This window comes from Fibrobacter sp. UWB7 (genome assembly GCF_900142945.1).
Lineage (GTDB): Bacteria > Fibrobacterota > Fibrobacteria > Fibrobacterales > Fibrobacteraceae > Fibrobacter.
Genome location: NZ_FRCO01000008.1, coordinates 1 through 24,623, shown reverse-complemented (window position 1 = coordinate 24,623; position 24,623 = coordinate 1). Strand labels below are relative to the sequence as shown.

Genomic DNA, 24,623 nt, shown 5'->3' with positions numbered 1-24,623 from the left:
TTTTTTAGCGTTTTTGGAACTTTGCTCCGAAAACAAATGTGCGGATTTCGCCCGGCTTGATGACGATTAAATCACGGTGATGGTTTAAAGTATCGGGTTCCGCGGTCATCGGCTCGATGGCGATGCTCATACGATCAGGCGGAGTGTAAATCTGGATGGCGTTATATTGTTCTTTGCCGGCCTTTTGCCAAATTTGGAGGGATTTGGTATCGCTTTTGAGTTCTACGGTGGCTAAGATGTTCTCAAAATTTTTCTTGTTTTTGAGAACGTAGGGGGCTTCGCCCTGGTTTAAGCAGAAACAATCGTTGATGAACTCGTCGTTGATGAGTCTGCCGCCCACGAAACGGGTATCCGGCTTGAATTCGCCCGTCGGGATGTCTGCCTTGTCGAGAATCGCGAGGTTCGATTCAGGGAGTGTCATCTGGAGTCCGTTGATTTTTTCACCGAGCGTGTAATAGGGGTGCCAACCTTCGGAATAGGGGAGGTCGCCCTTGCCGATGTTCGTGACGGTCGATTCGACGGTGTAGCTTTCGCCTGTGAACGTAACCTTGTTGACCGCGCGGAAGGGGAACGGGAAACCTGTAAATGCACCTGGCCAGTCGATACCGAATGTTGCGATGCACTTTTCACTATCGCTTTCGAAGCTCAGGAGGTTCCATTCTTTGTTCTGCAAAAAGCCGTGGAGGGCGTGCGGAGCCCAGCTCACGTTGTTGACGAGCTGGTAATCGTTGCCGTTCCAGTTGAATTTGGCGTAGGCTACGCGTCCCGGGAACGGGGCGAGTCTGCAACCCGCGTTTGTGTCGGGACCCATTTTGAAAATGTCGTCGCCTTCGCGGTAACCGAAAAGGAGGTCCTGGAGCTTGCCGTTATTGTCGGGAATGCGCCAAGCGTTGAGGCCTGCGCCGTAGCCGCTCAAAATTTCAAATTCAGCGCCGTCGTCACGCTGCAAAACAAAGCACTGCACAGTGCCCAAAGGACGGGAAATAAGTTTGAAGTTGCTCATATCGTAGTTGCTAGTTAATAGTTATTAGTTGTTAGAGAATTTAGTAATTAGATGAGAGACCGCTCGCAGGCTCGCTACAGACGAGAGACGAAAGAATGTGGGTGAGGGAGCGATTATTATCTAACGACCAAAGACTAATGACCAATGACTAACTGCTAATTACTATCTTTTTCTTCATGGATTCTCAGACGATTGTTGCTCCGATGACGCCTGCGGGCGTGAGTGCCGTTGCCGCTATCCGCGTGAGTGGCTCGAAGGTGCGCGAAGTGGTGCGCCTTCTGTTCGGTGAATCGGTAATAAAGAATTTGAAGCCTCGCGAAGCAAAGCTTGCGACGGCTCGCGACTATCGTACAATGGTCGGCGATGACCGCGCGACAGCACTCGTTATCGATAGCCTCCTCTACATTTTTTTTGAAGGTCCGAATTCCTATACCGGCGAAGACGTGCTGGAACTTTACCCGCACGGAAACCCGATTATCGTCCGTGAACTGATTCAGGTTATCAAGAGCGTCGATGGCGTGCGCTTGGCAGAACCGGGCGAATACACGCGTCGTGCTTTCTTGAACGGTCGCATGGACTTGGTGCAGGCGGAATCCGTTGCCGATGTGATCCACAGTGCTAACCGTGACGAACTCAAGAACGCCCATCGCTTGCTCGGCGGTGCGCTCTCGAAAAAAGTCAAGACGCTCACGGAACAGGTCATGGATATCTCGGCTCGCCTCGAATTGGATGTTGATTTCTCCGAAGAAGAAGCCGACCCGGATTATGCGACCTGGGGCGTGAAAATTTCTGCGATTCGCGAAAGCGTAGAATCCATTTTGAAAAGTTTTAAGGGCAAGGCGGCGGTCAGCCGTTTGCCGCTTGCTGTTTTGTACGGTGCTCCGAATGCGGGCAAGTCGAGCCTCGTGAATGCGCTCCTCGGTGAAGACCGAATCCTCGTGAGTAACATCCCTGGCACGACCCGTGACTTTGTTGAAGTCCGCTTGTTCCTGGACGGGGGTGAAATCCGCCTGGTCGATACCGCTGGTATCGCGGACAAGGCGACCGATGCTCTCGATGCGCTTAGCATGGAAAAGAGCAAGGAAATCCTCGCCGAAGCCGACATGAAGATTCTGGTCCTCGATGGATCAGATGAGCGCGGCGCATCTTGTTATTCAGAGAATATAAAACCGGATTTTGTCGTCATTTCAAAGTCGGACTTGGACGCATCTCGTCAGGACGGAAACCTCCGTATCTCCTCCAAGACGGGTGAGGGGCTCGTTGATCTCAAGCGCGCCATGAACGCCACCCTTTTCAAAAAAACAGAAAATTCCGAAGACCTCTGGATTACGAGCGAGCGCGAAAAGACTTGCCTCGAAGAAGCTCTTGCGGGTATCGACCGTGCGCTGAACCTTATCCGCACGAATCCGGCGGTGGAACTTTTGGCTTTCGAAATGCAACTGGTGCGCCGTTCGCTCCAGAGTATAACGGGCGAAATCTCGTCCGAAGACGTTTTACAACAAATATTTGCGGGGTTCTGCATTGGGAAATAGTTACGTTGGTCTCGTCCTTGCCGTCTTTGCGTTCGGCACTTACATGGTCCCTCTCAAGGCTTGGTCCAAGTTCTCGTCGTGGGCTTACCTCTCCTGCATGGCGTTGGGCATGTTCCTCGGACAGCTTTGCATTTCTTTTGCAACGGACTCGTTCCGCTTTTTGCCGGTGGGTATCCTTTGCGGGTTCCTTTGGGTTTGCGCTGGCGCATTTTGCTTCTGGGCGGTCAAGGCGGAACAGGACTTGACGGGTGCCGGTGTGCGCTCGATGGGCGTAAGCATCCTTGCCTCGTTTGTGACGGGTGTGCTCATTTTCTCGGAATCGACCTTGCTTTATTTCTCGATCCCGGCAATCCTTCTTTTGCTTTTTGGTCTCAGTAAGCTTGCTCCTCCTCAGGGAAATGTCTTTAGAAATTGGCGCTCGCTTTTGGGCGGTCTCATCTTTGGGCTGTTCCTTATCCCGTACAAGTTTGCCGAAGTCCCCATACTCGAATTCATGGGCTCGTTTGCCTTGGGCATTTTTGTATCCGCTGAACTTTTGGTTGCAATTTTGAGTATAAAGCGCCGTGCTCTTTTTGAATATGGCCTTGCTCCGTCTGTGACGTCCATGCTTATGGGTGTCCTCTGGGTTATTGGGCAACATGGCTGCTTCTGGGCAATCGATTCGAATGGCGCTTTGGGCTATGCCGTTGGTTACCCGCTCACGCAATTGAACTTGCTGGTGAACTTGCTTTGGGGAGTGGTGGTTTTTCACGAATACCCGACAAAACCGGAGCGAATTAAGCTTGCCATTGCAGTTTCTGTCATTCTTTGTGGTGGTGCCTTGCTTGCATTGTCGAAAATGTAGGGTACTGTAACTTTTTGTCGCGGTTATTGCGGCCTGTTGGCGTTCTGTCAACGGAAAACATGTAAAAAACACATTGCTTTTTTGCACATCCCCGATTCTGAATATATGTTTATAGTATGAGTTGGTGGAAGTGCATATTGATTGGGTCTTTAGTCGGCTCCGCATCCGTGTGGGCCGTTAAAGCTGCACCGTTTTTAATCAATTCAACGCAGCCCGATGGCTCTGTTGTGCAGATTAGAAAGGTTGGAAACGAGCATTTTAACTATACGCTGACAGGCGAAGATAGTGTGCTCGTTGTCCGTGATTCCGCTGGTTATTGGAATTATGCCGACGAACATGGCCAAAAGACGGGCATGAGGGTTCATGCAAAGTCCAAACGTGGTGCAAAAGAGAAAAACTTCCTCAAAAAACGCGATTCTCGCCAAATTTTGGAAAAATTCCGCGAAAAGCGGTTGAAACAGCTCCAAGAACAGCAGGCGGACTCTTCTTTGGGGCCCATGATGCTTCAGTCTTCTACAGATGATCCGCAAAAGGCTAATGAATGGGGCGGCTGGGGTTGGGGTGGTTGGACTCAGCCCGAAGACCCTGTGCAAAATACCAACTGGCCAAAGCAGCCTACTTTGAATACCGTTCAAAAGGAAGGTGATGTTCGCGGGCTTGTCATTCTGGTGCAGTTTAGCGATGTCAAGTTCAATCGCAGTAATGCCCAGGAAGAATACCTGAATTTTCTTAATCAGGAAGGCTATTCCAACTACAACATGAGCGGAAGCGTCAGGGATTTCTTCATTGGAAATTCAAACGGCAAGTATAGGCCGACTTTTGATGTTGCTGGACCGATTACGCTGAAGGGAACTCGCGATTCTTATGGTGCTCTAGTTGATTCTAGGAATATGGCTACGGGTGCTGTCAAGGCTGTTAGCGAGGCGATGGATTCGCTTGTCGCTAGGAATGTTGATTTTACCCCTTATGATAGCGATGGCGACCGTGTTGTTGACTTTGTCTATATGATTTATGCCGGTGTCGGCTCGGCCGATACGGATGTCCAGTCGGCAATCTGGCCGCACTCGTATAACGTTTCAAAACGACTTACGCGTAATATGTCCATGAATCGCTATGCTTGTTCTCCGGAAATCGACGGACAGGCTTATATGTACCGTAAAAGTACAGATGCGCTGAATGGTATTGGAACTTTTTGCCATGAGTTTAGCCATGTGCTTGGCCTTATGGATCATTATGATGTGAACGTTAATAATTCAAAGACTCGAGCTCGCTACACTCCAGGGCCGTGGGATTTGATGGATGCCGGTTCGTACAACTGTCCGCAGAACAGATTCTATACAACGTCTTGTTCTCCTGCAAATATGTCTGCGTTTGAAAAATTTAGCTTGGGCTGGCTTGTGCCGCGTCGGCTAGAAGTATCGGACACGACTGTTGTCTTGAAGGCTGTTCAGGAAAATGATGGACTTGTGCTGACATCCGACAATGACAATGAATATTACTTTGTTGAATTCCGTCAGAATACTGGTTTTGATAAAGGTCTGCCGAATAAGGGTATGCTCGTTTGGCATATAAATTATGACCGGTATTCTTGGATGTATAATGAAATCAATGTGTCTGACCCGATGCACGTTGATCTGATTGAAGCCGATGGCAGAGCCGATGCCTACACGGTAGCGGCAGATGCTTTCCCGACGAGCCGAGTCAATAGCTTTAACGGATTTAAAACATGGGCAGGCGATAGCCTTGGACTTGAAATCTATGATATCAAAATTGTAGATGACCATGCGGAATTTAAGACTCGTGGAAACCGAGTCTCGCCGGTGTCTTCGTCAAGTTCTGCAAAGTCCTCGTCCAGCTCCGCTAAGTCTTCATCGAGTTCGTTGAAAACCTCATCGAGTTCTGCGAAATCGTCGTCCAGCTCAGCTAAGTCTTCTTCGAGTGTTGAAGTATCATCGTCTAGCGTGCGTTCTGCAGTGAAGGAGTCTAGTAGCTCTGCGAATCGCTCTAGTTCTTCTGTAGTGGCAAGCTCGTCCAGCAGAATGGAAGTTTCTGAATGGAGCTCGTCTTCTGAAGGTTCCGTGAATGCTCATAAGATGCGCGTTGCGTCTGTCGTTAGATTCTCGGTGTCGGAAAACGTTTTAATGGTAAATGCGAAGATGGCTGGGTTTAAGACCGTCAATCTCTTTGATGCCAACGGAACGCTCCTTATGACAAAGTCATTTACCGGTGAAACTTGTGAAATTCACATGGATGCGTTGCGAGGAAAGGCATTTATCATTGCTACGCTCGAATCTGAAGGGCGATTGATAAAATCATACAAAGTTCGAATGAAATAGAAACTGGGGCGAAAGCCCCTTATTTGCAATATGTCATCTCCGCTATGGCAAAATGTCATCCCCGCCTCGAGCGGGGATCTCCTTTTTATAGAAAATATCTAAATTGTTCAACATGAGAAAACTTTTCGCTAAAATTGCTATGAGCTGCGCTTTGGTGCCTGCGCTGTTGGTTGGAACGTCCGAGGCTGCAGTAAATTTGCCAGTGCACAAGGAAGTCCTTGATAACGGACTGACCGTTCTTTTGTACCCGAACAAGCAAGCTCCGACGGTGAGCTTCCGCCTGTTTTACGTGACGGGTTCCGTCCATGAAGTCCCCGGCAAATCGGGTCTTGCACACATCTTGGAACACGAACTCTTCAAGGGCACAAAGAAGGTCGGCATCTCCGATAGCATTGCCGATGTCAAGTTCATAGCAACGCAGGATTCCTTACAGGCTCTGATCCGCTCGGCAAGACTTGCTGACGATACCGCTCGTGTGAAAAAGCTGACGGCTGAACACGATTCCGTGCTGAACGAACACCGCAAGATTTTTATCAAGGATGAACTGTGGGGCGCCTACCAGGCTGCTGGCGGAACAGGTCTCAACGCCTTTACGAGTGATTTGGTCACTGCGTATACTGTAACGCTCCCCAAGAATAAAACGGAACTCTTTATGTGGCTTGAATCTGACCGCATGCAGAATGCCGTGTTGCGTGAGTTCTATTCGGAACGCTCTGTCGTTCGTGAGGAACGCCGCATGCGTTATGATGACCGCCCGACGGGCCGCTATTACGAAACGCTCAATTCCATGATTTACGAAGCGTTCCCGTACCGCGTGCCGACCATTGGCTGGCCGAGTGATATTGAAAACTTGACCCGCGAACAAGCTGAAGAACATTATCGCAAGTATTACAAACCGCGCAATGCAATCCTCGTGATGGCTGGTGATTTGGACACGCTTGAAACGATGAAACTTGTCAAGAAGTATTTCGCACCGATCCCGGCTGGCGAAGCGTTCCCTCCGCTTACCGTGCGCGACCCTGAACAGGCTGGCGAAAAGCGATTGACCGTCAAGCGCAAGGATGCTCCGAACCTTTACACGCTCGTCTTCAAGACTCCTGCCGTGGGCGATAGCACGCTCTATGCGCTCGACATTGCCGAAGGCGTTTTGAACGGACGTTCTGGTCGCCTCTACAAGCGCCTCGTCGAAGAAGAAAAACTCGCCGTTGGCGTGAGCGCAAGCAACAGCCCGAATAAGTACATCTCCGAATTTTCCGTCCGCGTAAATCTCCGTCCCGATGCCAACCGCGAAAAGGTCGAAAAAATTGTCTGGGAAGAACTTGAAAAATTGAAGTCTCAGCAAGTCAGCGAACGCGAATTCCAGAAAGTCAAGAACCGCGCATACGCAGGACTTGTCCGCAGCTTGACTGACATGGAAAATGTTGCGACCATGCTTGGCTGGTACGAAGTCTATGGCGATTACCGCATCTTCCTTAACTGGGCTGATAACTTGGACAAGGTAAATGTCGCTGACGTGCAGAATGTCGCGAAAAAAACATTTGTCCGTGAAAAGTCCATCGCCGGCTTCCTCGTGAAAGAATAAAACGAGACGTGAAGGGAAACCATTATAAAACGAGCGACGCTAATGCGTCGCTTTTTTTTTGAATTGCGGTTGATCCCTTACACCCCTTCGATGGCTTCGATCTGCTTGCCGAGTTCGCTTGCTTGTTGAGAATCTTCGTTGTAGATGGCGTTGATTCGCTTGCAGCTGAGCTCGAGCAGATTGCGGGCTTCGATGGAATCGCTTTGCTTGCGGAGTTCGCGCAGAGCTTTGTCGATTCTCTCGATGTCCTTTTGGTCGGGGTAACCCTTCATGAAGGCGTAGAAAAGCTGAATTTGTGAGTCGTATTCGCTGTCGGATTCGCAGGCGAGCAAGAACGGAATCACGCGTACGTTGAGGAGCTTCGAGAGGTCGCCCATGAACGTGTTGAGCGTGAGACCCTTTGGGAAGAGTTCTTCCGTGTCTTTTTGGATGTCTTCGGTGTTCACGAAATCGCCCTCTTCGAACTGCAAGAGCATTTCGTTGAGCATGTCCATTTCGTTGCGTTTAGCTTGTTCGCGATACTTTGCCTGGTAGTAAATCGGGAGCGTCGTTAGGCAATAGTGCGCCTGGTTTGCACCGATAAATTCACCGATGTAGTAGATGTCGGCGTCTTCCTTGAGAATGTCTTCTTCGTTGTTGAAGTTCCCGATGCGGGCTGGAATGGGAATTACTTCCATGTTCGAAAGTTCATGGAGGCGTTCGCGCATGGCGTCAACGTCCAAATTCTCGGGGAGTTCCACGCCGTTTTCTTCCATCGTCTTGAGAAAGTTGTTGAACTTTGCATCGACGGCGCGGTTGACTTCTCTTCTGCTTGGCTTGTGTTCGAACTGACGAAAATCGCCTTCTAACGTCAAAAGTCCGTTTTTGATCATGTCGTCAAACGGCGTTTCGTTGGGTTCGGCGTCGGGGGAGGGCAAAATGCGCGCATAGGCAATCATTCTGCCGCACAGTTGTTCGTCATTTCCTTTTTTCTGTTCGATTCCAAGCATGATTTAAAATTAACAAAATCTAGCGGACTTGGACCATTTTTTGTTTGCTGTAACCTTGCGCAGAGGTCTTTACGACGTAGATTCCGGGGGTAAGCCCGGTCAAATTGGCGTTCCCTTTCGCATAGCGTACGAGTTTTCCGTTCGTATCGTAGATGCGTGATTCGGTGACTGCTGTGTTTATGCGGTTGATTTTCGCGATGGCGACGCTTCCTTTATCGACGTCTTTTTCGGTCAGCTTGATTTGGTCGAGGTTCGGACCGTCGTTGCCGTCAACGATGGAGAACGTGATGTAGCTTGCGCCTTTGGGGAGCGTTATGGTAGATTCTTTTGTCTGGTATGTGGTCCACTTGTCGGTGGCTTCGAACGAAATGACTTCGGCGCCTTTGCATCCGTCAACGCCTGCGGTGCATGTGCCGGGGGCGGCGAAGGCGAGGCTGCGTGCTTTGCCGCTGCCATTTGCGTATGTCATTTCCATCGTGTATTCGCCGGGGTATTCTACATAGACAGGGACTTGAACGGTTGATTTCCCTGTGCCAAAGTTGATATAGCCTGTGCCTGCAAAGCCTGCGTTTGTGCTTTCGTTGATGGCGTTATCAATGATGCCGTCTTCGGCCTGGAACGTTGTTGTTCCCTTGGCTTCGAAGATCGCGCCGAGTTCGATGTCCTTGGTCATCGTGGTTTTCCAAGTGCTTTCGCTGCCGGCGTCGCTTGCGCTTTTGCCGGTCCAGCCTGCGAATTTCCAACCGCTAGCGGGTTCTGCGATAAACATGACTGCAGTGCCTTCGGCGATTTTTTCGCGGTTCGGGGAGGCAACGACGGAGCCTCCGATAGAAGAATTAATCGTTAAGTTGTAGTAAGTGACGTTTGCTTCGAGAACGGTAATTTCGTTGGAGCTTGCACCGAGACCGCCCATGGAATTTGCAGCACGTACCGTAACTTTGGAGCCAGCAGCAATGCCACCGACATCAATTGAATTTGTCGTTGTATTGCTGTGGTATTTGCCGTTCACGAATACCGCCCAGCAGATAGCGTTGTCGTCATCGTTCCAGATAATGTTTGCGCCTTCCTGCGAAATCTTCGGGGCGGAAACTTGTACTGTGAGTTTGTTCGGTTCCCAGTTATCGCTACCGCCCAAGACGTTTTTCAATGTATATTTCGCGGCATCGTTTGCATTCCACACGGTCTTGAGTGTTGTTGCTGTCGATGCGTCTTTGCCTCCGTTAAAATACGTTTTGCGTTGGCTCGTGTTGATTGCACCGCCGCTCCCGTTCTTGCTGTTGTATTCGCCGAAAATTACAGGGGCAGAATTCATGTCGGGACCCCAGCCTTCGGCTTTGGGTTCTGCGCGCATGATGGTGTTCAACCAGACGACTTTTGCGCGGCCCCAGGAACGTCCGAGATAGAATGTCTTGTTGAAACCGGAATTGCTGACTTCGATGATGGCGTTGTTGAAAACGTAACCCCAGGTATCTGGATTTTGCGATGCTGTGATGTAGCCACCGTTTCGTGTCATCACGAGTTTGGTGCCTTCGAAGAATACATCGCCACCACCACAGATAAAGTCTACAGTGCCGTCAATTTCGCCATCTTCCCAATAGGTGCGGCCTTTTTTGGTGTAGTATGTGTCTTGACCGCTCAAGAGGCGCACGTTTTTATAGATGAACTTGTCACCTGCGTTTTGCTGCAGTGCAACTTGGCGCGCTGCATTTGATGAGCTGACGGAACTTCTGTTTTGCAGGGTTATGTCCTGCATATACATGTTCTTGTTGCTAGGGAAGTACAGCGTTGCTGTGGTGCTGATGCCTTCGGTATCGGTTGTATTCCAGATAATCGTCTTGTCGACGGACTCGCCGATAATGGAAATGTTCGAGCCGCTAAAAGTCGATTTACCGTGTTCGTCACCGGTGACCTTGGTGATGTTGTATTCACCATTCGGCACAAAGAGAATGAATCGCTTGGATTCGGTGGCGCCCGAAGAAGACGCCTTGGCAATAGCAGCCTTGAAATCTCCATCGACGCCCAAGACAAAGTCAAATCCGTGCTTCGTAATTGCGGAAGCGCTCACCGCTATTGCAAGCGGCATACAAACTGCAAACCTGTAAACCCAACTATTCGACATATTACCTCAATTTCCCATTCAAGCGGTACGTGTTGTTTCCTCTCGTAAAGTAAGCTCCTGCGCTATTATTGTTGCGACCAAAGTCTACAAAATAGCGATTATCCTGTTGCTCTTTGCGTACAGTGCGCATTGCCTCAATGGATGTCGGCGGAATCTCGACTTCGCCAACTTTCAAATCATCACTCATCCAGCCAATGTAATCGATGTTTGCCATGCCATCTTTCGAAAGGCTTGTGAACTTGAGTTCGCTATAGCCTTGTGGCAATTCGATTTCGATGGATTGCATTTTCCATGTTGTCCACGCAGCGGTGGATTCCATGCTGCCCTCGGCAAGGAGTGTCTTGTCGCCAACAGAAACACTGTAACCGCGTGCAGAACCTCCGCCGTTTGCAAAGCTGATGAACAAGGTGTATTTGCCTTCTTTCAATGCGGTAACGCCGTAGGTCACGTAGCTTCCGGTGGAATTGTCAACGTTGGCATAGCCTTCACCAACGAATCCCGTGTTGGTTGTTTCCTTGACACCTTGAATGTCGATAAAGTCTACACCGTCAATGTACGTTTTGCATGTGTCGTTTCCGCACATAGCTGGTGCTGGCGGAGGTGGAACATAGTTGTCGTCCATCTTGGCGAGTGCTTCAAGGTATGCATTTTCGGTGCTTAAAATTGCAGAGCCGTAATCGCCTGCCCACTGGTAGCCCTTGCGACGTTCTTCGCTGATTTTCATGAAGTCCTGCGTCTTGGTGCTAGCACCATCGCGGTCGCAGAAAAAGTAGTTGTCGTTGTTGACTTCGTAAAAGCGGAACCACAGCGATGAACCCGCCTTGTCCACAACGCCTGCGGTCTTGCTAAACGCCTTGTCTTTTAGTTTATTCTTTTTGTACCAAGCGATTGCGCCTTTGACCGCCTTCTGGATTGCTTCGTTTTGGTCTGGCCAGTTCATCAAAAACCACACAACGCCCATGGATTCGTTGCCGGATTTGCTCGGGAGTTCGTAGGCTCGTGCGCCAACTGGGGCAAAGCTGTTGGTGTCATGCTGGGCGCACCATACCGTGACCTTTCCGTCGTTCACGATTTGCGCCTTGAGCAAGTAATCGACCGCTTTGTCAAGAGCCGATTTCATCTTGCTGCGGGTGGCGTCGTCGATGATGTCGCTGTCGAATGGACTTGTCTTGTTGGCGATATCCATCATCGTGACCATGGCGCGGATCATGGCGTTGTCATTCAGCGTGATTTGGTCGGAATAGTTGCCGCGCTTGGGCCAAACTTGCGGGAGTCCGCCTTTGGAGCGCTGCATGGTCAAAAGAAAATTGACGGCTTTATTGAAACTTGTCTTAAATGCGGATTTGTAATTGTTGTTCGTCGTTTCTTTGTAACGCACGGCGAGCAAACGCATTTCTTGAACGGTGGCGTTGTTGTCGATAGTGCCGAGGTCGGCCCCGCCCTGTGCACGCCATTCGGATTTTTGACCGCCGCCATACGCGCTTTTATACTTGTCGGCCATGGCTTTGTAAAAACCGCCGTTTGCGATTTGCCAAGTGGTCATGTTGTAGGTGTACTGGTCGATATCCATGCCGGATGCCGCCGAGGTCAGCTCCGAATAGCCGCGATAGCTGTTGATTTTCGAAACTGCTGTTGACGGGGGAGCATAGGTTGCCGCAAACGAAAAAGACGCGACAGACATTGCCGCTACAAAAAACTTGTAGTTTCCAAACCCAAAATTCTTCATAAAAAACCTATAGAAGAGTTTTTAAACCCACACCGCCTCTATAATCTACATTATAATACGCCGTTTTTTGTTATGAATTTCTTTTAAGTGTTGTCTATGGACAATGGGACCGGTCGCGTTGTCACCCCGGTCTCTGCTTTTTGTCATGCCGGACTCCGTTCTCTTTGACCACTTAGAGCTTTGACGCTTTGCGTCAGCATCTTCGGCTCAATCATGACAGTCTGCAAGCAGCCTGTCGCGACACTCGCCTTGAATGCAACTAGCTCTTACGTGGTCATGATCCGCGTATGGGGACTGCATCGCCATCTTGAATTTATAATACACTCTGTATAATATTTTTATAAAAATTTTTATAAAATCTAAAAATTGCTGAAATCTCTTTAAAAATCTTGATTTTGTATAATAAAATCTATTGCAAGATTATACCGCAAAATCTAATTTATAGGTATGAAACCAATAACCGAATATCAAGACTACCGAGAATTCATGCGGGACTTCTACGAAGAACGCAAACGCAGTTCTTTGTTCTCGTGGCGTGAATTCTCCAAATTGGCGGGGTTCACCTCGCCAAACTACGTCCAGCTTGTTTGTGAAGGCAAAAGCCGCTTGAGCAAAACAGGCGTCGAAAAAGTGGCCGATGCTATGGGGCTTGAGGGCGCTGACCGCGACTATTTCTTTGCAATGGAACGTTTTGGCGATGCCAAGAACGATGCGAAGAAAATCCAGGCGTTTAACGAAATGCAGAAAATTGCAAAAGAAAACCGCTTGCGAGTCGTCGATGCCGAGGCGTTCAAGTATTTCGAATCGTGGGTAAACCCGGTGCTGCGCGAACTCGCCCCGATTATGCCGGGGGCAAAACCGCTGGAACTGGCGCGTAAGTGTTATCCAGTTGTGAGTGCTGCCGAAGTTCGCCATTCGCTTGACTTTATGTGCCATGCGGAATTTTTAAAGAAGGTCGGCGAAGATACCTATGAGCAGACTGAGAAGGTCGTGACGGGCTCTTCCGAGGCGATTCCGTTGGCGCTGCGTTCCATGAACCGTCAAATGTCAAAGTTTGCAACAGAAGCCATTGACGAAATCCCGCCCGAGAAACGCCACATCGCAGGCGTAACGCTTGGAATGTCCGAATCGACATACCAATGGCTTGTGCAAAAACTTGAAACGCTCCGGCAGCAGGTGGTTGCCATGGCTGCTAAGGAAAAAGAATACGATAAAGTTTATCGATTGAATTTACAACTATTCCCGCTTACAAAAGGGAAGGAGGAATGAGATGAGAAAAATGTATAAAGTAATTCTGTCTGGAGTGGCTGCTTTTTTGGCTGCATGTTCCAATGATGTAAGCGTTGATTCGGGTTTCTCCGGAGCGACGACAGAACCGAGCACATCACCGATTGCAAATTTAACTGAAGAACAGAGAGCGATTTTGGCAAGGTCGTTCGAAATTTTGGTGGATTCGACGAAGCTTGATTCGTTAAAGGCTATTTTGGGTACTGAAGTTACCGCAGATAACCAGAGCTATTTAAATGCTAGTCCTATAAGTGTAAAGAACGATCAATTTTTTAGTTATCCGAGTAAGGACGGACGTAAGGTTTGTGATGTTGTGACTTTTTCACAAGAATCAAAACCAAGGATTGATCGAAAAGGTGTGTTGCGTGCAATGTCTTACGATACCCATGGTAGCACATGTTTTATGAAAAAAGCCAAATTTAATGAAGATCATTGGGCTGAAGTTTGCTCTGCAGAAGAAGATTATGTATTTGCCCACTCTTTAGAAACATACCGCACAACAAAAATTATTGATGTTGATGGGGTGCCAGTTGTTATGAATACGGTTGGATCTTATGGGAACAGTCATTTTTGGGGGTATGGCGTCTCTTGTGGTGAATACTTGAATGAATTCAAACAGTCTTGCAGTGCATCGAACGGTCTTTTCTGGGATTTGGGAGATGCTTGTAATATGAATCTTTTGAGTTTGGCTTGTGCGTCTTTTGTTCCTGAAGGTAAAACTCCTGATGAAGTTTTGAATTCATATACCGAGGCGTATAAAAATCAGTGCCTTGAGGACTCTATAAAATACGCTCCTTACGATGATGAGAATTATGTCTATCATGATCCTTATTCTGATAGTTTGTATAGAGATAGTGTGTATAGGACTAGTAATTTAGCCTATGAATGGAGTAGGGCTCAAAAGCATTCTATGTATGCTTATAGATGGCAATTTTCTATAGTCGATAGTACAGTAGGGGTAGAAGGTGAGTGGAATCAATATTATTATCAAGAAAGAGAAGATGACGAACTTGAACTCAAGCATGCGAATAGTCTAGGCTTCGCTTATAACACTTTGCCAGATACTAAAATTGCGGATGCATACCGCAAAGAAGGTGTTTATGTGTTGCCTGATTCTTTAGTGGCTGAATTTTTCCCGACATTCGCGACTTATCCGGTTGGAATAGAGAGCTTCAAGTGGTATCCTCCGGAAGTTTTCTACATCATCGTCTTGAAAGATGTTGGGGCAAAGGGGCACTTGGTGACGAATTATGATGCAAATGGAATTTACGTGACGGATATCGTGAAAAGTGGAAATTGCCCTGAAGATACAACGGTACACTATTCGATGATATTGTTGGCGGATTCTCCCGACTGGAATGTCTTAGATCGCTCCATTGTTAAAACGACTTATGTGAGCGACAACTGGAATTGTGACAAGCCGGAAACTCTTGAAAAAGTAGAACCGTATGGAGAATGGGTTTTCTCGAGTGAGCCTCACTATTATAACGATTGGCTTGAGTTGTTTGAACCAGATAGATATGCAGAACTCTTTGGTAAAGACTAGCCTATTTCTAGGATTTAGAACTTAACTTCCATGAGCTATTTTCTATCTTAGGGGTGTATGAATACTAAAATCTATTACACCCTTACGGACGAGTCGCCGTTCTTGGCGACTCAGTCTTTGCTTCCTATCGTATCTGCTTTCGCAAAGACCGCAGATATCGATGTTGAAACTAAGAACATTTCCTTACCGGGCCGCATTCTTGCCGCTTTCGCGGACACGCTCCCGGCAGGTACGACGTTTGCTGGTAAGCCGGTGACGGATGACCTCGCATTTCTCGGCAAGCTCACGCTTGAACCGGATGCAAACATCATCAAGCTCCCGAACATTTCTGCCTCGGTGCCGCAGCTCAAGGCCGCCATCGCCGAACTCCAGAAGAACGGCTACGCCCTCCCGGACTACCCGGATGCTCCTCTCAACGACGAAGAAAAGGCTATCCGCGCCCGCTACGACAAGGTGAAGGGCTCCGCTGTGAACCCGGTGCTTCGTCAGGGCAACTCCGACCGTCGCGCTCCTAATGCTGTCAAGAACTATGCTCGCAACAATCCGCATAGCAATGGCAACTGGAATGAATCCGTGAAGACTTATGTCGCCAGCATGCAAGCCGATGACTTCTACGGTAACGAAAAGTCCATCACAATGGCCGAAGCCGACTCCTTCAAGATTGAATTTGTCGATGAAGCTGGTGCCGTAACGGAACTCCGTGCCGCAAAGCCGCTCCTCAAGGGCGAAATCATCGATGCGACCGTCATGCGCATGGCTTCTCTCGAAAAGTTCATCGCTAATGCGATGGCCGAAGCTAAAGCCAAGGGCCTCCTTTTCTCCGTGCACCTCAAGGCCACGATGATGAAGGTCTCTGACCCGGTGCTGTTCGGAGCATTCGTGCGCGTGTTTTTCAAGGACGTGTTCACGAAGTACGCAGACCTCTTTAAGGAACTCGGAATCGACGCCAACAACGGTCTCGGTGACTTGTTCAAGCGCCTCGAAGGCAATGCCAAGGAAGCCGAAGTCAAGGCTGCTATCGACGCTGCACTCGCTGCAGGTCCGGATCTCGCTATGGTCGATTCTGCCAAGGGTGTTACGAATTTGCATGTGCCGAGCGATGTGATTATCGACGCTTCGATGCCGGCTATGATCCGCAATTCTGGTTGCATGTGGAACAAGGAAGGCAAGTTGCAAGAAGTTGTCGCCTGCATCCCGGACCGCTGCTATGCTGGTATCTACGACGAAACGATTGAATTCTGCAAGCAGAATGGTGCCTTCGACCCGAAGACGATGGGTACAGTGCCGAACGTGGGCCTCATGGCTCAGGGCGCCGAAGAATACGGCAGCCACGACAAGACGTTTGTCGCAAAGGGCAAGGGCGTCATTCGCGCTGTAAACAGCAAGGGCGAAGTCCTCTTGCAGCAGGAAGTCGCTGCTGGCGATATCTTCCGTATGTGCCAGGCCAAGGACGCTCCGGTGCGTGACTGGGTCAAGCTCGCTGTAACGCGCGCTCGTCTCTCCAACACTCCGGCTATCTTCTGGCTTGATCCGGAACGCGCTCACGACCGCGAAATTCAGAAGAAGGTCGAAGCTTACTTGCCGGAACATGACCTCAAGGGTCTCGACATCAAGATTATGAGCCCGCGCAAGGCTATCGTCGAAACGATGAAGCGTGCCAAGGCTGGCCTCGACACCATCGGCGTGACGGGTAACGTGATGCGTGACTATCTCACGGACCTTTTCCCGATTCTCGAAGTCGGTACTTCTGCAAAGATGCTCTCCATCGTGCCGCTTATGGCTGGTGGTGGCCTCTACGAAACAGGTGCAGGTGGTTCTGCTCCGAAGCAGGTGCAACAGTTCCTCGCCGAAAATTACCTCCGCTGGGATTCTCTCGGTGAATACTTCGCACTCGTGCCTGCATTCGAACAGGTCGCGCTGAAGGACGGCAACAAGAAGGCTAAGGTCTTGGCCGATACGCTCGATGCTGCCAACGGCAAGATTCTCGAATTCAACCGCACGCCGGCTCGTAAGATCGGTGAACTCGACAACCGTGGTTCCCACTTCTACCTCGCTCTCTACTGGGCTCAGGCTCTTGCCGCTCAGAAGGACGATGCGGAACTCGCCGGAAAGTTCGCTCCGATCGCTGCTGCTCTCTCCGCGAAGGAATCTGAGATTGTCGCCGCACTCGCTGCTGAACAGGGTAAGCCTGCCGATATCGGTGGTTACTATGTCCCGAAGGCAGAACTTCTCAAGAAGTGGATGCGCCCCGTCGAAGCGTTCAACGCGATTATCGACAACATCTAGAATGTCACCCCGGACTTTGTCATCCTGGAGCGTAGCGATAGGATCCAAGACATTAAAAAAGGAGTGTCGCAGAAATGCGCACTCCTTTTTTTTTGCTTCGCTGTGAAAATTTAAATCTGCCCGCGGCTCCCGTTGATAATCCATTGGCACAACGCTTCAATGCCATCGTAGTCGGGGAGCGTCTGCACAAAGTTCTTGGACTTGCTGCGTTCAATAAAATTGCGCCATACCATCTCGTTTTTGCCATTTAGCCCAAGGTGTTCTTCAATTGCGCCACGAGTCCAGACCCAAATGCCTTGCTCGCAAAGTTTATTGTGGATATTGCGGATGGGGCGTTCTGCTTCTGGCATAGATGCCATCATCGCGTACGCTGTAGAAGCGCTGATATTGCTGTGCTTGTTGACAGGGAGACCGTTTACCAAACGCAAATGGTTGTGGCAAGCGAGTTCGCGGAACAAGTTGCGGCATTCTGTAATGTCCGGGTCATTGGCGCTTAAAAATCCGTCGCGTGTTGCTGTGGTAAATGCGTAGTCCAAATCGACAATGGCGCGCACGGGAATGTCCATGGCGCTCAAAACCTGCATACTCTTGCGGGTGTTGCTTACGCCGCCTTGACGCACGAGCGCACATTTAATAAGTGCAAAAGATTGCCCGGTAATGCGCTCGAAAAGGGCGGGTAGCACACGCCATTCCGTTTTACCTTCGGTGAGCAGCACGTAGTCGGCAAACAAAAGTTCATTGCTGTTAGACAAACTAAACAGCATTTGCAGCTGGCTCGGTGCATCTTTCACGACTTGGCGAACGGCGTCTTCCATTCGCTTGCGCATAAATGTGCCGCGTTCCCTGTTTTTGCGGATCAAGAGAGACGTGCTTACATCTTCGCTAGTGACCATCTGCGCGGAATGCGTTGCGAAAATAACTTGATAGCCTTCGTTCGAAAGGTTCTTCAACGCCACGCGCACGAGCTCAACTGCTTGCGGGTGCAAAAAGAGTTCCGGCGAATCAATCAATAAAAGTTTGCGGCTCAGGTAATGATTGTTGTGGTGCTTTTTGATTTCAGCAAGGTAGCGGACAAGCGCCATCTGGATGGCTCGTTGCGAACCGGCACCCATACGCGAAATATCGCGTTCAAAACCATCATCTTCATCAACGACTTTAATCGTTGCGCTTTTGAGGAATGTCTCGAGAGTCGGCACGGGAATGTCGAGCTCCACGCGAACACTTGGGAAAAGCGGACGGAGCGCCGAGTTGACTTCTTTATCGAAAGCCTTGATTTCTTCAGCCTGGCAGTCGCTTCCGGGGGAGAGTAGTTCCGTAAATTGCTCGATGACCTGACTCAATTCGCCTCCAAACTTGCGTTCGAGCGGTTTGAAAATCTCGTGCATGAGCTTGGTGTAGGCTTGGTTACCCTCAAAATCCCAAATGGCGATGGATTCAGGGAACATGCGGTTAAAGGCTGCGGTAAACTTGTCATTGACACGTACCCAGTCTTTGCCTTTGCGCTTGCCGTTCGGGGGGCAAAATGCCCAAAATTCAATATTGCCGGGGAGTTCCCCTGGGATTCGCTGCACTTTCTTGACGCGGAGCGTTGTCCCCGAGAGGAACGGCTCGACTTCGGCCGCTTTTTCTTCTCCAAGACGGTTCAGAACCTGCTCGGTGATGCCTTCAAAAAGCCCCTCCGCTTCTACGGGGTGGTTCGGGTCATCAAAATACGAGATGTCCAGCGAGAAATTGGCAAGCAACCAGCGGATTCCCATCAAAATATTCGTTTTTCCGGCGTTGTTGTAGCCAATGAGGGCGGTAAAATCACTAAGCGGAAAAGTCTCGCGCTGGATAGAGCGGAGATTCGAAATCGTAATGCGGGACAATCTAAGTGCTTGCGGTTGCATAGCTTGAAACTATAAAAACTTTTCGCAAAAAGTCGTGTTTGGTGCAATTGCAAGCGAAAAAGTGCAATTATTGACCGTATAAATTGGAATGAATGGTACTCAAAAGCATTAAAAACGAAAAAACACTTTAGCTGTTGGGGCTAAAGTGTTTCTTTTGGGGTTAGGAGGAGAACAAAGAGTTCTTGAACATAAAGGTATTTAAAGTTTGGCTTCATAATGTGTTTTTCGTCATATTCGTGTTGAAAAGTGTTGTGAAGTTCTCAATGCTGTGTTGTAAATTTGCTACAATTAATATTAGGTATGTAAAAAAGAGGTTTTGTTCAGTGTCAAACATTGATAACGAAAAGGGTTTTATTGCTAAATTTTCGGGCATGAAGAAATACGCTGCTCCAGTTGTTCTTTTTGTCTTGGCTTGCGCCTTAATTGTATACCTCAAGGTTGATTTTTCTGGCTCGTCCTCCTCTTTTGACGTTAGCCGGTACATGCAGACGCGCGCAAAAATTGATTCCTTGGAGGTGGCGCTGTGGAATTCTCAGGGCAATGTCGATGCCCAGGTAAAAATCCGCGACGAACTTTCTAACGCATGGGAAGACCTTTCGGCGATGCGCACCAATACAGCTGATGAAGCTGAAGCTCCGGAAGAAAATGTGGGCGGCTTCTCTGGCGGCGTTTGGCTCTGGATTATCGGTGGAACTCTTGCCGTGCTCCTTTGCTCCGTGATTCTCGTGCTTGTGCTTATCCACCGCAAGAAAATTGTTGAAACTCGCATGATGGAAGCTCTTGCAAAATCGAGAGAGACCGGGGAGATGCCTTCTGTGGATGATACAGAAACGGTCCTTACTCCGCGTGTCCATGCCCCTAAAAAGTCAATTATTGATGAAGCCGAAGAATTTGCCGCAAAGCGTCGTGAAACGATGGCTCTTCAGACAAAGGCTGCCGCAGGTGCAAATCCTGTCGATCAGAGTGCAACGAACTTGAATGCGTCCAACGCAAATGCTTCGAACGTGAACGCCACGAAGGCTGCTTTCGAAGATGAACATGGCGTTCCTGAAAATCGAATTTTAACGTCTCCGTTTAACGGTAGAACGGTTCTCCGCCCGACGGCGAGAGAACGCATCACGTCTGCCATGCAGTCGCTTTCTGATGTGCTACATCATGACCGCACGAGGGTAAAGCCTGCAGCTCCGGCTGCTGCTCCAAAGCCCGAAGTCGTTGCAACGGCTGTGGCTCATCCGCTTGAGATGAACCGCTTTGACCGTGAATCTTCGGTGAATAGCAAGATTTTGCAGATGTCTCGCAGAGGTTTCCCGGCTTCGGCTATTGCTTCGAAGTTGAAGATTCCTCAGGCTAAGGTCGAGGCTGTTATCAAGGAAGCTGTAGAAGCAGGTAACTAATGCGTTACCGCTTTCGTTGTGAATATCTAGGCAGCGCCTTTTACGGCTGGCAAGAACAAAATTGTGGCGGCAAGCTCCGCTTTGTAACCGTACAGTCAACGCTCGAAGAGGCGTTGTCTACGGCGTTACGTGCGCCCATCCGCGTGGTGGGGTCGGGCCGAACAGATACGGGTGTCCATGCCCGCGGCCAGTGTGTCCACTTTGATTTTGATGGTGAACTGGACCCGCTGAAGGTTGTCCGTTCTGTGAACGGGCTTACCAAGCGCTTGATTCGCATTCGCGATTTAGAGCCTTGTGCACCGGACTTCAATGCTCGCTACGATGCCGTTTTACGTTATTACCAGTACACGATATTTACGCGCCCGGTGGCGCTGATGCGTGACTTTGGCTGGGAGTGCGGTTCGCTGAATTTGGACATCGATGCGATGGGCCGCGAGGCCCAGTCTTTCCTTGGCGAACACGATTTTATTGATTTTTGCATCCCGCGTAACGATGGAAAATCGACGCTTTGCACGTTGAGCGAATTCCGCCTGGAACGCTTGAATGACTGGAGCTGTATGTTCCACATCAAAGGGAACCGCTTCTTGCACCGCCAGGTACGTGCTATGGTCGGGACGCTTTTTGATATTGGTCGAGGCCGTTATCCTGAAGGAACGGTCAACCAGATTTTCGAGAAAAAGTTCAAAGGCGAACGCACGTGGGCGCCCCCGCAGGGGCTTGTCCTCGAAAACGTGGAATATAGGGATTATTAACCCCTGATTGCTTCAATCATTTCTTTTACAGCGCGTTCCATGCCGACGAGTGCGGCGCGGCTTACGATGCTGTGACCGACGATGATTTCGTCAATGCCGTCAATCTGTGCAACGGCTTCTACGTTTCTGTAGTTGAGTCCACGACCGGCGAGTACGTTTAAGCCATACTTGTGGGCGAGCACCGTCATGTCCTGCAATGCAGAAATTTCACGGTCGACTTCTTCGCGGCTGCCGAGTTCAAATGCTGTTGCGTATTTGCCGGTGTTGAATTCCACATAGTTTGCGCCGACCTTCTTGGCTGCCTTGACCTGTTCCGTTTCGGCATCGATGAACACGCTCACCTGGATATCGTTGTTTCTAAGCGTCATGATGCACTTTGCAAGTTCATCAATTTTTGCAGAAACGTTCAAACCGTCTTCGGTGGAAAGTTCCGTGTGGACTTCCGGCACGAGCGTTACCATGTCAGGTTGGCGGTTGATGGCGAACTGCACCATTGCCTGTGTCGGTGCCATTTCCAAATTCAACTTAGTGGTCACTGTTCCGCGGAGGAGCCTGATGTCGCGGTCCTGGATGTGGCGCTTGTCTTCACGGAGATGTGCTGTAATCCCATTGCAACCGGCGAGTTCTGCAATCATGGCTGCTGCAACCGGGTCGGGTTCCTTGCCTTTACGGGCTTCACGGATTGTTGCAATATGGTCCACGTTTACACCGAGTTTGATAGACATAGGCTCTCCTATTTAGAATTGAATAAAGTTGAAAGGTCTACGAGGGTAGTTCCTTGCTTGGCTGCTTTCTTGGAAATATCCTCAATTTTAGACAAATTTTGTTCTGTCAGCGGGATGATCATTACAGATGTTCCGCTTTTGGGCGCTTCCCTGAGTTTCTGGTGGACGTAGTCCTCGATAGAGCTGTTGTCCGGATTGTAAGGGAATGCAATTTTACATGTGATATTGAGGTCTTTGCAGGTTTGTGGAACGACGGTTCTGTCTTCCATCGATAAGTCCATAAACCACAAGTTCTGCCTTTTTGTCGGCTTTAGAATCGCCTGCATAAGTTGTTTGTGTTTGACCGCCTGTTCGCCATAACGTGTTGCGATACCGGTGGCGCTTGGAAGATTCTTTTTTGCGGCGTTGATAATCTCTTCGATTTGCTCTGCTGTATGGTGGATGCGGAGAGGGCGTAACTTGTTATGACGCTTGTCTAGTTTGGTCGATTCCATGACAAGCCACAAGACGATTTCTTTGTTGTGGATTTTGTCTAAACTTTTGTAGAACTCTTCGTTTAGACCAAATGGGGGGATCAACAAATCAAATGGATAATCGAGATTGTTTAGCTTGGCGATGATTTCAGGTGTTAAGTTTGTTGAGTTTATAGCTTGAAACGCAACGTTCATAAGCGATGCGTTGTTCATGAAGATATTGTCCGATATTTGAAGTATCAAGTGGAGGGAATCGCCTTTGGGCGTTAACATGTCAACCTTTGCGGATTGGTAGGCGTTCGGGTTCTCGGTGATTTCTTCCATCAAAAGAATTTTTCCGCCACGCTTTTGTACAAATTTTTGCGCTTGCAGAAGGTACACGACAATCGTCTTTCCACGGGCGAGAGTCCAGACATCACGTTTGCTGCGTTTTGAGTAACTAGACGAGATGACTTTAATCTCATCTTTCAATCTCTGTTCGAAAGGTAAGGTGTCGTTTTCGACAAGAGTTTCTTCGTCTTCATGCACGTTTGTGGATTCTTCGAGCTTTTCGAGAATCTGGAATGCCCTATCCTGGTTGTTTAGGTAATATGACAAACCGGCGAAAATCCCCAATGCGAAAAAAAGAGCGACAATGTGTTTAAGTTTTATCATTTCGCCTATAAATATAACTACATTGAGCGCATGCCTATTCTATTTGCACTTGTTGGAGCTACCGGTGTTGGCAAGTCTCGCCTTTCACTGGAACTGGCGGAACGTTTTAATGCCGAAATCATCGGCGTAGATTCCCGTCAGATATACAAGGGCTTTGCTATTGGAACGGCTCAGCCGTCTCATGCTGACTTGGCTAGGGTCAAGCACCACTTGGTGGATTTTCTGGATCCGCGCAAGGTGTTTTCGGCGGGCGACTTTTGTGCAAATGTGAAAAGTCTAATGGCTGGTAATCCGAACCAAAACTATATCTTGGTGGGCGGTACTGGACTTTATCTTCAATCCCTGATGCTTGGACTTCCGCAGATACCCAAAATCGATGAATCTGTGCGTAAGTCTTTTGAAGACGATGCTGCTAAGTTTGGGAGTAAGACTTTATACGAAAAAGCAAAGCTGGCGGACCCCGAAGCGATGGAAAAAGTTGAACTGAACAACGTTCAACGCATTATCCGCATATTGGAAGTATTCCAACTGACGGGGCGCAAGCTCTCGGATTGGCAAAAGGAACGAGAAGGCGGGATAGGGGAGTTGCCTGTGTTCTGGCTGAACCGCAGTCGCGAAAATCTCTATGCTCGAATTGATGCTCGTGTGGACCAGATGATGGCGGAGGGCTGGCTTGACGAAATCCATGAACTTGCCAAAACAGTTCCGTTAGATGCTCCAGCTTGGCAGGGGCTTGGCTATAAAGAACTTTTGTGTGCAAATGACGGCGATCAAGTCGAATGGATTCTCGAAGATGTCAAGCGAAAAACACGAAATTATGCCAAAAGGCAATTGACGTGGTTCCGTTGGCAGGTTAAATCGACGGAATTGGACTTGGATACCTGTGAGAACCCTTTGGAATATATCCAAAATAGGGTGGTTGTCCCCTAAAAGGGCTGTTTTTAGAGCTCCTCAAAAAAATTTTTTCCAAAAAATGGACTTCAAAAGGGCGAATAGCCCTTTTTCTTTTGGAGCGCTCCTAAAAAATTAGTGAATAGAATGTGAATATCATGATATAGAACCTGAATACAACCCGTTTTTATCAAAAAAAGTGAAAAAAAGTGAATTTTTTTTACGCTGACCCCTTGCTTTTATTCCTCAAAATTCTATAATTGGTCTCACCCTCGAACGGGTTGCCCAAAACGACCTGAACGAGAGACGAAAGCCCGCGAGACTTTCGGGAAGATTGAAGGAATCGGAGATGTGCTTAGTGACGGCCCAAGAAAATTTCTTGGAAGTCAATTAATCAAGAGGCGAGAGTCGCGACCAAGCCATGCTTGGGCATGACCGAGCCGAAGATTTAAGCGATACTTTAAGTATCGCCATTTACGAAAAACAGGACAGACTATTTTAAAATCAATGAAGAGTTTGATCCTGGCTCAGAACGAACGCTGGTGGCGTGTCTTATACATGCAAGTCGAGCGAGGCAGCAATGCCGAGCGGCGAA

Annotated in this window: 17 protein-coding genes and 1 rRNA gene; 11 read left to right on the top strand and 7 right to left on the bottom strand. The window is 49.0% G+C overall.

What is annotated here, in order from left to right:
* Nucleotides 1-4: 4 nt before the first annotated feature.
* Nucleotides 5-1,003 carry an aldose 1-epimerase gene (locus tag BUC30_RS14675; protein WP_073443050.1) on the bottom strand — a complete coding sequence of 333 codons (999 nt, stop codon included), beginning with the start codon at nt 1,001-1,003 and terminating at the stop codon, nt 5-7.
* Nucleotides 1,004-1,179: 176 nt separating this feature from the next.
* Between BUC30_RS14675 and mnmE the strand changes: the two genes are divergently transcribed.
* From mnmE to BUC30_RS14655, 4 genes are all read left to right on the top strand, one after another.
* Nucleotides 1,180-2,535: a tRNA uridine-5-carboxymethylaminomethyl(34) synthesis GTPase MnmE gene (gene mnmE, locus BUC30_RS14670; RefSeq protein WP_073443048.1), complete on the top strand. Its 1,356-nt coding sequence runs from the start codon at nt 1,180-1,182 to the stop codon at nt 2,533-2,535.
* Nucleotides 2,525-3,379, top strand: a complete 855-nt coding sequence (locus BUC30_RS14665) for a GRP family sugar transporter (protein ID WP_244536678.1) — start codon at nt 2,525-2,527, stop codon at nt 3,377-3,379. Before mnmE ends, BUC30_RS14665 begins: the two co-directional genes overlap by 11 nt.
* 137 nt (nt 3,380-3,516) lie before the next feature.
* Nucleotides 3,517-5,715, top strand: a complete 2,199-nt coding sequence (locus BUC30_RS14660; protein WP_244536677.1) for a M6 family metalloprotease domain-containing protein — start codon at nt 3,517-3,519, stop codon at nt 5,713-5,715.
* Between the two features lie 112 nt (nt 5,716-5,827).
* Nucleotides 5,828-7,297, top strand: coding sequence for a M16 family metallopeptidase (locus BUC30_RS14655; RefSeq protein ID WP_073443042.1), 1,470 nt, complete (start codon nt 5,828-5,830; stop codon nt 7,295-7,297).
* A gap of 77 nt (nt 7,298-7,374) precedes the next feature.
* Here BUC30_RS14655 and BUC30_RS14650 read toward each other — a convergent pair whose 3' ends face one another.
* Genes BUC30_RS14650 through pelA form a run of 3 tightly spaced genes read right to left on the bottom strand, consistent with a single transcriptional unit; the run spans nt 7,375 to nt 12,086 of the window.
* The gene (locus BUC30_RS14650) at nt 7,375-8,286 is read right to left on the bottom strand and encodes a hypothetical protein (RefSeq protein ID WP_073443040.1); all 912 of its coding nucleotides are present in this window, start codon (nt 8,284-8,286) and stop codon (nt 7,375-7,377) included.
* 19 nt (nt 8,287-8,305) lie between these two features.
* Entirely contained in the window at nt 8,306-10,369 is a 2,064-nt protein-coding gene (locus BUC30_RS14645; RefSeq protein ID WP_244536676.1) for a pectinesterase family protein, read from the bottom strand.
* Between the two features lie 37 nt (nt 10,370-10,406).
* Nucleotides 10,407-12,086: a pectate lyase gene (gene pelA, locus BUC30_RS14640; RefSeq protein ID WP_244536675.1), complete on the bottom strand. Its 1,680-nt coding sequence runs from the start codon at nt 12,084-12,086 to the stop codon at nt 10,407-10,409.
* A gap of 492 nt (nt 12,087-12,578) precedes the next feature.
* On the opposite strand from pelA, the gene BUC30_RS14635 reads away from it, so the two are divergent.
* Genes BUC30_RS14635 through BUC30_RS14625 form a run of 3 tightly spaced genes read left to right on the top strand, consistent with a single transcriptional unit; the run spans nt 12,579 to nt 17,250 of the window.
* Nucleotides 12,579-13,400 (top strand): TIGR02147 family protein, encoded by an 822-nt coding sequence (locus BUC30_RS14635; protein ID WP_073443034.1) that lies wholly within the window; start codon nt 12,579-12,581, stop codon nt 13,398-13,400.
* A gap of 1 nt (nt 13,401) precedes the next feature.
* On the top strand, nt 13,402-14,964 hold the full coding sequence (locus BUC30_RS14630) for a hypothetical protein (protein WP_073443032.1): 1,563 nt from the start codon (nt 13,402-13,404) through the stop codon (nt 14,962-14,964).
* A 57-nt stretch (nt 14,965-15,021) separates the two neighbouring features.
* Nucleotides 15,022-17,250, top strand: coding sequence for an NADP-dependent isocitrate dehydrogenase (locus BUC30_RS14625; RefSeq protein ID WP_073443030.1), 2,229 nt, complete (start codon nt 15,022-15,024; stop codon nt 17,248-17,250).
* Between the two features lie 110 nt (nt 17,251-17,360).
* Here BUC30_RS14625 and BUC30_RS14620 read toward each other — a convergent pair whose 3' ends face one another.
* Nucleotides 17,361-19,139, bottom strand: coding sequence for an ATP-dependent nuclease (locus BUC30_RS14620; protein WP_073443028.1), 1,779 nt, complete (start codon nt 19,137-19,139; stop codon nt 17,361-17,363).
* A 371-nt stretch (nt 19,140-19,510) separates the two neighbouring features.
* Here BUC30_RS14620 and BUC30_RS14615 point away from each other — a divergent pair, with 371 nt between their 5' ends.
* Nucleotides 19,511-20,533: a hypothetical protein gene (locus tag BUC30_RS14615; RefSeq protein ID WP_244536674.1), complete on the top strand. Its 1,023-nt coding sequence runs from the start codon at nt 19,511-19,513 to the stop codon at nt 20,531-20,533.
* On the top strand, nt 20,533-21,285 hold the full coding sequence (truA, locus tag BUC30_RS14610; RefSeq protein WP_073443024.1) for a tRNA pseudouridine(38-40) synthase TruA: 753 nt from the start codon (nt 20,533-20,535) through the stop codon (nt 21,283-21,285). Before BUC30_RS14615 ends, truA begins: the two co-directional genes overlap by 1 nt.
* On the opposite strand, the gene BUC30_RS14605 is transcribed toward truA, so the two are convergent.
* Together BUC30_RS14605 and BUC30_RS14600 are read right to left on the bottom strand one after the other, a co-directional pair.
* Complete coding sequence (locus tag BUC30_RS14605) at nt 21,282-22,010, bottom strand: pyridoxine 5'-phosphate synthase (RefSeq protein WP_073443022.1); 729 nt, start codon at nt 22,008-22,010, stop codon at nt 21,282-21,284. The two genes, truA and BUC30_RS14605, sit on opposite strands and share 4 nt — an antisense overlap.
* A gap of 8 nt (nt 22,011-22,018) precedes the next feature.
* Nucleotides 22,019-23,137, bottom strand: a complete 1,119-nt coding sequence (locus BUC30_RS14600; protein WP_073443020.1) for a divergent polysaccharide deacetylase family protein — start codon at nt 23,135-23,137, stop codon at nt 22,019-22,021.
* A gap of 30 nt (nt 23,138-23,167) precedes the next feature.
* Between BUC30_RS14600 and miaA the strand changes: the two genes are divergently transcribed.
* Both miaA and BUC30_RS14590 read left to right on the top strand, forming a co-directional pair.
* A complete protein-coding gene (miaA, locus tag BUC30_RS14595) occupies nt 23,168-24,067 on the top strand; it encodes a tRNA (adenosine(37)-N6)-dimethylallyltransferase MiaA (RefSeq protein ID WP_073443187.1) in 900 nt (299 codons plus the stop codon).
* A gap of 465 nt (nt 24,068-24,532) precedes the next feature.
* Nucleotides 24,533-24,623 (top strand): 16S ribosomal RNA (locus BUC30_RS14590); the annotation flags it as partial.

Bases quoted from the DNA above. Each gene is read 5' to 3' on its own strand.
- BUC30_RS14675 (WP_073443050.1), bottom strand. From the start codon at position 1,003: ATGAGCAACTTCAAACTTATTTCCCGTCCTTTGGGCACTGTGCAGTGC.
- mnmE (WP_073443048.1), top strand. From the start codon at position 1,180: ATGGATTCTCAGACGATTGTTGCTCCGATGACGCCTGCGGGCGTGAGT.
- BUC30_RS14655 (WP_073443042.1), top strand. From the start codon at position 5,828: ATGAGAAAACTTTTCGCTAAAATTGCTATGAGCTGCGCTTTGGTGCCT.
- BUC30_RS14650 (WP_073443040.1), bottom strand. From the start codon at position 8,286: ATGCTTGGAATCGAACAGAAAAAAGGAAATGACGAACAACTGTGCGGC.
- BUC30_RS14645 (WP_244536676.1), bottom strand. From the start codon at position 10,369: ATGCCGCTTGCAATAGCGGTGAGCGCTTCCGCAATTACGAAGCACGGA.
- pelA (WP_244536675.1), bottom strand. From the start codon at position 12,086: ATGTCTGTCGCGTCTTTTTCGTTTGCGGCAACCTATGCTCCCCCGTCA.
- BUC30_RS14635 (WP_073443034.1), top strand. From the start codon at position 12,579: ATGAAACCAATAACCGAATATCAAGACTACCGAGAATTCATGCGGGAC.
- BUC30_RS14630 (WP_073443032.1), top strand. From the start codon at position 13,402: ATGAGAAAAATGTATAAAGTAATTCTGTCTGGAGTGGCTGCTTTTTTG.
- BUC30_RS14625 (WP_073443030.1), top strand. From the start codon at position 15,022: ATGAATACTAAAATCTATTACACCCTTACGGACGAGTCGCCGTTCTTG.
- BUC30_RS14620 (WP_073443028.1), bottom strand. From the start codon at position 19,139: ATGCAACCGCAAGCACTTAGATTGTCCCGCATTACGATTTCGAATCTC.
- BUC30_RS14615 (WP_244536674.1), top strand. From the start codon at position 19,511: ATGAAGAAATACGCTGCTCCAGTTGTTCTTTTTGTCTTGGCTTGCGCC.
- truA (WP_073443024.1), top strand. From the start codon at position 20,533: ATGCGTTACCGCTTTCGTTGTGAATATCTAGGCAGCGCCTTTTACGGC.
- BUC30_RS14605 (WP_073443022.1), bottom strand. From the start codon at position 22,010: ATGTCTATCAAACTCGGTGTAAACGTGGACCATATTGCAACAATCCGT.
- BUC30_RS14600 (WP_073443020.1), bottom strand. From the start codon at position 23,137: ATGATAAAACTTAAACACATTGTCGCTCTTTTTTTCGCATTGGGGATT.
- miaA (WP_073443187.1), top strand. From the start codon at position 23,168: ATGCCTATTCTATTTGCACTTGTTGGAGCTACCGGTGTTGGCAAGTCT.